Consider the following 5,354-nt stretch of genomic DNA (forward strand, 5'->3'; position numbering starts at 1 on the left):
CTATAAGTTCATCTTAGGTTCTCTCCTAGAAGGAGATCGAGATATCGAGAGAGGTGAGCTGCCATGGCCACGAAGACGGACGCTCCGCCACGGGCACGGCTACAGCCGCACCGGGAGGACACGGACACCTCTGCCCCTGAGCGGGACCAGCAGCAGCCGGCCCCGCCCACGGGCCCCGAGCGGTCGCCGGGCACACACACCTTCACGGTCCGGCTACCGCTGCTCACGTCGCGGTTCGAGGTTGGACGAGGTACGAGCACGCAGTGGCCGTCGCTGGGCAAGGGCGCCTACTACCTGGGGCTCGGCGGGCTCGCCGCGGCCTCGATCATCGAATGGCCGGTCGCGGCGGCGATCGCCGCCGGCACCTACGTCGCGCAGCACACCCGTCCAGGAGCCCCCACGCCCTCTTCCCCCCAGGAGGCCGAGGCCCCTGAGCGGGCCGAGCCCGCGCACACCGGGGCCTGAACTCCGGTGGGCTCGCCGCCCCAGCGAAGTATCATATAACGCCACAAAGCAACAAATTGCACCTTCCGGAGTGAGCAGAGGGCTTCGTTCGGGACGATCGCCCGAACGAAGCCCAGCTCACAGAGGAGGGCAGCAACCATTGCAGCCGAGTTACAGTTGCCAACGACGTCCGGTACCCCATCCGAGGACTGGAACGGATCATGACTGCTGTTTTCTCCACCACGCCCGACCGCCCATCGACGGGATCCCGCGATCAGGCGGCCACCGCCACGGCCCCCTCCGCTAGGAGCATTGCCCCCTCCGTCCGGCCCAGCACGCTCCCCGGCTCGGGCAGTCCCGTCCTGGCCAGAGACCGGGCCGAGCTGCGCGCCGCGCTCGCCGCGCTCGACCGGCAGGCCACCATCGCCCGGCAGAGTGAGGCCGGTCTGCCTGCGCCGGACGACGCGCCCGCGCGGGCGGCAGCCGGGCACGCGCGCCCGACCCACGCGCGCCCGACCAGGGCCGTCGTCATGACAATGGGAGCGCTGCACGGGGGCCACGCCTCGCTGCTGCGCGCCGCCCGGGCCCAGGCGGACCAGGTGGTTGCCACGATCTACGTTAATCCGCTGCAATTCGGCGCGGGTGAGGATCTCGACCGGTACCCGTGCACCCTGGCCGCCGATCTCGACGTGTGCGCGCGGGAGGGGGTCGACCTCGTCTTCGCCCCCCGGATGATCCACGACTCGCCGCCGCTCGTCCGGTTGCAGGCCGGGCCGCTCGGTGAGCTACTCGAAGGCGCAGCCCGTCCGGGCCATTTCGATGGGATGCTGACCCTGGTGGGGACCATGCTCCACCTGGTCCGTCCGGACCTGGCGTTCTTCGGGCGCAAGGACGCCCAGCAGCTGGTCTGCATCCGCCGGATGGTCGCGGACCTCGCCTTCGACGTCACCGTGATCGGTGTGGAGACCGTGCGCGAGCCCGACGGCCTCGCGCTGTCGAGCCGGAACGTCTATCTGACCCCCGAGCAGCGGCGCAGCGCGCTCGCCCTGTCCCGGGCGCTCGCCGCCGGGGCCCGGGCCCAGGCGGGCGGGCAGGACGCCGTGCTCGCGACCGCGCGGGAGGTTCTGGCCGCCGCGGACGGGGTGGACGTGGACTACCTCGCCCTGGCCAGCCCCGACGATCTGCGTCCGGTCCGGAGCGGTCCCGCCCTGCTGCTCGTCGCTGCCCGGGTGGGCACCACCCGCCTGATCGACAACATCGACCTCGCCCTGCCTCCGGAATCCCCGGCGCCGGCCCCCACTGGGTCTCCGGCATCCGCCGGGTCTCCCGCCCTCACCCCCCGACCGGACCGTCCCGCCGACCGCGATCACCCGGGAGCCTGACCGTGTTGCGCACCATGCTCACCGCCAAGATCCACCGTGCCACGGTCACCCAGGCCGATCTGCACTATGTGGGCTCCGTGACGATCGACGCGGACCTGCTGGCCGCCGCCGACCTGCTGCCCGGCGAGCAGGTCACGATCGTCGACATCAACAACGGCGCCCGGCTGGAGACGTACGCCATCGCGGGACCGGCGGGAAGCGGGATCATCGGTATCAACGGTGCCGCGGCGCGCCTGGTCCAGCCGGGCGATCTGGTGATCATCATTGCGTACGGGCTCATGGACGACGCCGAGGCGCGCCGGCACGTCCCGAAGGTGCTGTTCGTCGACGCGGCAAACCGGATCATCGGGCACGGCGACGACCCGGCCGAACCGCTCCCCGGCGACCCGTCGAGCCTGCGTGGCGACATCCCGATCGGCATCCCGGTACCTGCGGCCGCGGCGGCGGTCCGATCGGCCGTGGCTACGCAGTGACCGTGCTACCTTGCCGGCTCGGCGCGCCCCGCCCGGGATGGCTGCGCGCCGCGGACGTCGTCGTCATCGGTTCGGGCATCGCCGGGCTCACGACGGTCCTGCACCTGCGCCGGGCGCTGCCCGCCGCCCGGGTGCTGCTGGTGACCAAGGCACGCCTCGACGCCGGGTCGACCCGGTGGGCGCAGGGTGGGATCGCCGCCGCGCTCGCCGCGGAGGACTCGCCCGAAGATCATCTCTCCGACACCCTGGTCGCCGGCGTCGGGCTGTGCGACGAGGACGCAGCCCGAGTACTGGTCCGCGACGGACCGGCGCGGGTACGTGAGCTCGCCGAGCTCGGCGCCCGGTTCGATCGGACCACCGACGGCTCGTTCGCCCTCACCCGAGAGGGCGGCCATCTACGCAACCGCATCATCCATGCGGGTGGGGACGCCACCGGCCTGGAGGTGGAACGCGCCCTGATCACCGCCGTCCGGGCGGATGAGAGCGTCGAGGTCATCGAACACGCACTGGTCCTCGACCTGCTGCTCGACTCCGACGGTCGGGCCGCCGGCGCCACCCTGCACGTGCTGGGGGAGGGCAGCCGGGACGGCGTCGGCGCGGTGACGGCGGGCGCGGTGGTCCTGGCGACCGGCGGGATGGGGCAGATCTTCGCGTCGACGACCAATCCCGGCGTCTCCACCGGGGACGGGGTGGCGCTGGCTCTGCGCGCGGGCGCCGTCGTCGCGGACCTGGAGTTCGTCCAGTTCCACCCGACCGCCCTGTGGCTGCCCCCGTCCAGGCCGGGCGCCGTCGCCGACCTGCTCGGGGGCCAGCAGCCGCTGGTCAGCGAGGCCATGCGGGGGGAGGGTGCCGTTCTCGTCGACGCGGCCGGCGAGCGGGTGATGGCGGGCGTCCACCGGCTGGCCGACCTCGCGCCGCGCGACGTCGTCGCCAAGCAGATGTCGCGGGTCATGGCGGCCCAGGGGGTCGATCACCTGTTCCTGGACGCCCGGAGGCTGGGCGCGGCGACCATCGAGCGGCGGTTCCCCTCGATCACCGCGCGCTGCCGGTCCGCCGGCATCGATCCGGTCGCCAGGCCGATCCCCGTCGCGCCGGCCGCCCACTACGCCAGCGGCGGAGTGCGCACGGACCTGTGGGGCCGCACGAGCGTGGCCGGCCTGTACGCCTGCGGGGAGGTGGCCTGCACAGGGGTGCACGGCGCCAACCGGCTCGCGTCGAACAGCCTGCTGGAGGGGCTGGTCTTCGCCGCACGCATCGCGGAGCACCTAGCCGGCACCGCGCCCGGCGGCCAGCGCGGCGCCGCCATCCCCGCCGCGCCGGTGGTCGGTCGCGGCAGTGGTCTGACCGACCCCGCCGAACGCGCGGAGCTCGCGCGCGCGATGACCGACGGTGCCGGGGTGCTGCGCAGCGCGGACAGCCTGCGGGCGACGGCGAAGGTACTGGCCGGTCTCGGGGACCTGCGGGTCAGCGGGGCGACGGTCACGGCCGGGCCGCCGGCCTGGGAGATGACCAACCTGCGCACGGTTGCGACGGCCCTCGCCGCCGCCGCCGCCATCCGGACGGAGACCCGCGGGTCCCATTGGCGGGAGGACTTCGGTGAGCGGGACGACGAACACTGGCTCGGCCGGATCCTCACCCGGCTCGATCCAGAAGGGGAACTGATCGTGGACGTCGAGCCCATGCGCGGCTCGCGGTGAGCGGTTCCGGTTCCGCCGGCGTGCCCGGCGGACGGCTCTCGCCCGCCACCCGCAGTGCCCTCGCCTCGGCCGGCCTCGACCCGGACGGGGTGGTGGCCCTGGTCGGCCGCGCGCTCGTGGAGGACCTCCCGGTCCGGGAGGAGAACGAGGTGACCGGCCAGATCGGCGCGGTCGACGCGACCTCCGAGGCGACGGTCGACCCCGCCCTCGTCGGGCACGGCGCCATCGTCTCGCGGGCCGCGGGCGTCGTCGCCGGCCTGCCGGTCGCCGCCGCCGTCTTCGAAAGCCTGCTCGGGCCGGCCGCGACCGTCACCCTGACCGCTCGCGACGGCGACCCTGTCCCGCCGGGCACCACGGTGGCCTACGTCAACGGGCCGGTCCGCGGCCTGCTCACCGCCGAACGCACCGCGCTGAACCTGCTGTGCCACCTGTCCGGGATCGCCACCCTGACGCGGGCCTGGGTCGACGCGGTCACCGGCACCGGTGCGGTGATCCGCGACACCCGCAAGACGCTACCCGGCCTGCGCGCGCTGGAGAAGTACGCGGTGCGCTGCGGGGGCGGGGTGAACCACCGCATGTCGCTGACGGACGCAGCCCTGATCAAGGACAACCACGTGGTCGCGGCGGGTGGCGTGGCGGCGGCGTTCGCCGCGGTGCAGGCCCGGTTCCCCGGGCTGCCCGTCGAGGTCGAATGCGACACCGTCGACCAGGTCGCGGAGGCCGTCGATGCCGGATGTGATCTCATCCTCTGCGACAATATGTCGCTGGCGGACCTGCGGACCGCGGTCCAGCTCGCCCGTCCGGCCGGGGTGCGGCTCGAGGCGAGCGGCGGCCTGACCCTGCGAACGGCGGCGGCGGTGGCAGCCGTCGGCGTCGACTATCTCGCCGTCGGCGCCCTGACCCATTCGGCGCCCGCTCTCGACCTCGGCCTCGATCTCGCCCTGGATCCCGATCATCGCCCGGGATCGGCCACCGCGGGCCCACCGATCGAGGGTCTGATCGTGGAGGAATCCTGATGCTGCTCGCCATCGACGTCGGTAACACCAACACCGTCGTCGGCGTGTTCGAGGGTGAACACCTCGCCGGCTCCTGGCGGGTGCGCACCGACCCGCAGGCGACCGCGGACGAACTGGTGCTGCTCTACCGCGGCCTGCTCGGCGAGTACAAGGTCACCGGTGTCTCGATCTGCTCGACCGTTCCCGCCGCGCTTCGAGCCCTGCGCCGGATGGCGGTCCGGGCCTTTCACGACATTCCGGTCGTCATCGTCGAACCGGGGACGCGGACCGGGGTTCCCATCCTCATCGACAATCCGAAGGAAGCCGGCGCGGACCGCATCATGAACACGCTCGCCGCGCACC

The 5,354-nt window shown here is 73.1% G+C and carries 6 protein-coding genes; all 6 read left to right on the top strand.

What is annotated here, in order from left to right; translation table 11 throughout:
• Nucleotides 1-63: 63 nt before the first annotated feature.
• Complete coding sequence (locus ACY45C_RS14425) at nt 64-465, top strand: hypothetical protein (protein WP_462188120.1); 402 nt, start codon at nt 64-66, stop codon at nt 463-465.
• A gap of 200 nt (nt 466-665) precedes the next feature.
• Nucleotides 666-1,826, top strand: coding sequence for a pantoate--beta-alanine ligase (gene panC / locus ACY45C_RS14430; RefSeq protein WP_462188121.1), 1,161 nt, complete (start codon nt 666-668; stop codon nt 1,824-1,826).
• A gap of 2 nt (nt 1,827-1,828) precedes the next feature.
• Complete coding sequence (gene panD, locus ACY45C_RS14435) at nt 1,829-2,299, top strand: aspartate 1-decarboxylase (RefSeq protein ID WP_462188122.1); 471 nt, start codon at nt 1,829-1,831, stop codon at nt 2,297-2,299.
• Entirely contained in the window at nt 2,296-3,996 is a 1,701-nt protein-coding gene (locus tag ACY45C_RS14440) for an L-aspartate oxidase (protein WP_462188123.1), read from the top strand. Before panD ends, ACY45C_RS14440 begins: the two co-directional genes overlap by 4 nt.
• Nucleotides 3,993-5,012: a carboxylating nicotinate-nucleotide diphosphorylase gene (gene nadC, locus ACY45C_RS14445; RefSeq protein WP_462188124.1), complete on the top strand. Its 1,020-nt coding sequence runs from the start codon at nt 3,993-3,995 to the stop codon at nt 5,010-5,012. The genes ACY45C_RS14440 and nadC overlap by 4 nt, the downstream gene beginning before the upstream one ends.
• A partial coding sequence (locus tag ACY45C_RS14450; RefSeq protein ID WP_462188125.1) for a type III pantothenate kinase occupies nt 5,012-5,354 on the top strand: 343 nt, incomplete at its 3' end. The genes nadC and ACY45C_RS14450, both read left to right, overlap by 1 nt.

The organism is Frankia sp. CcWB2 (assembly GCF_977927585.1).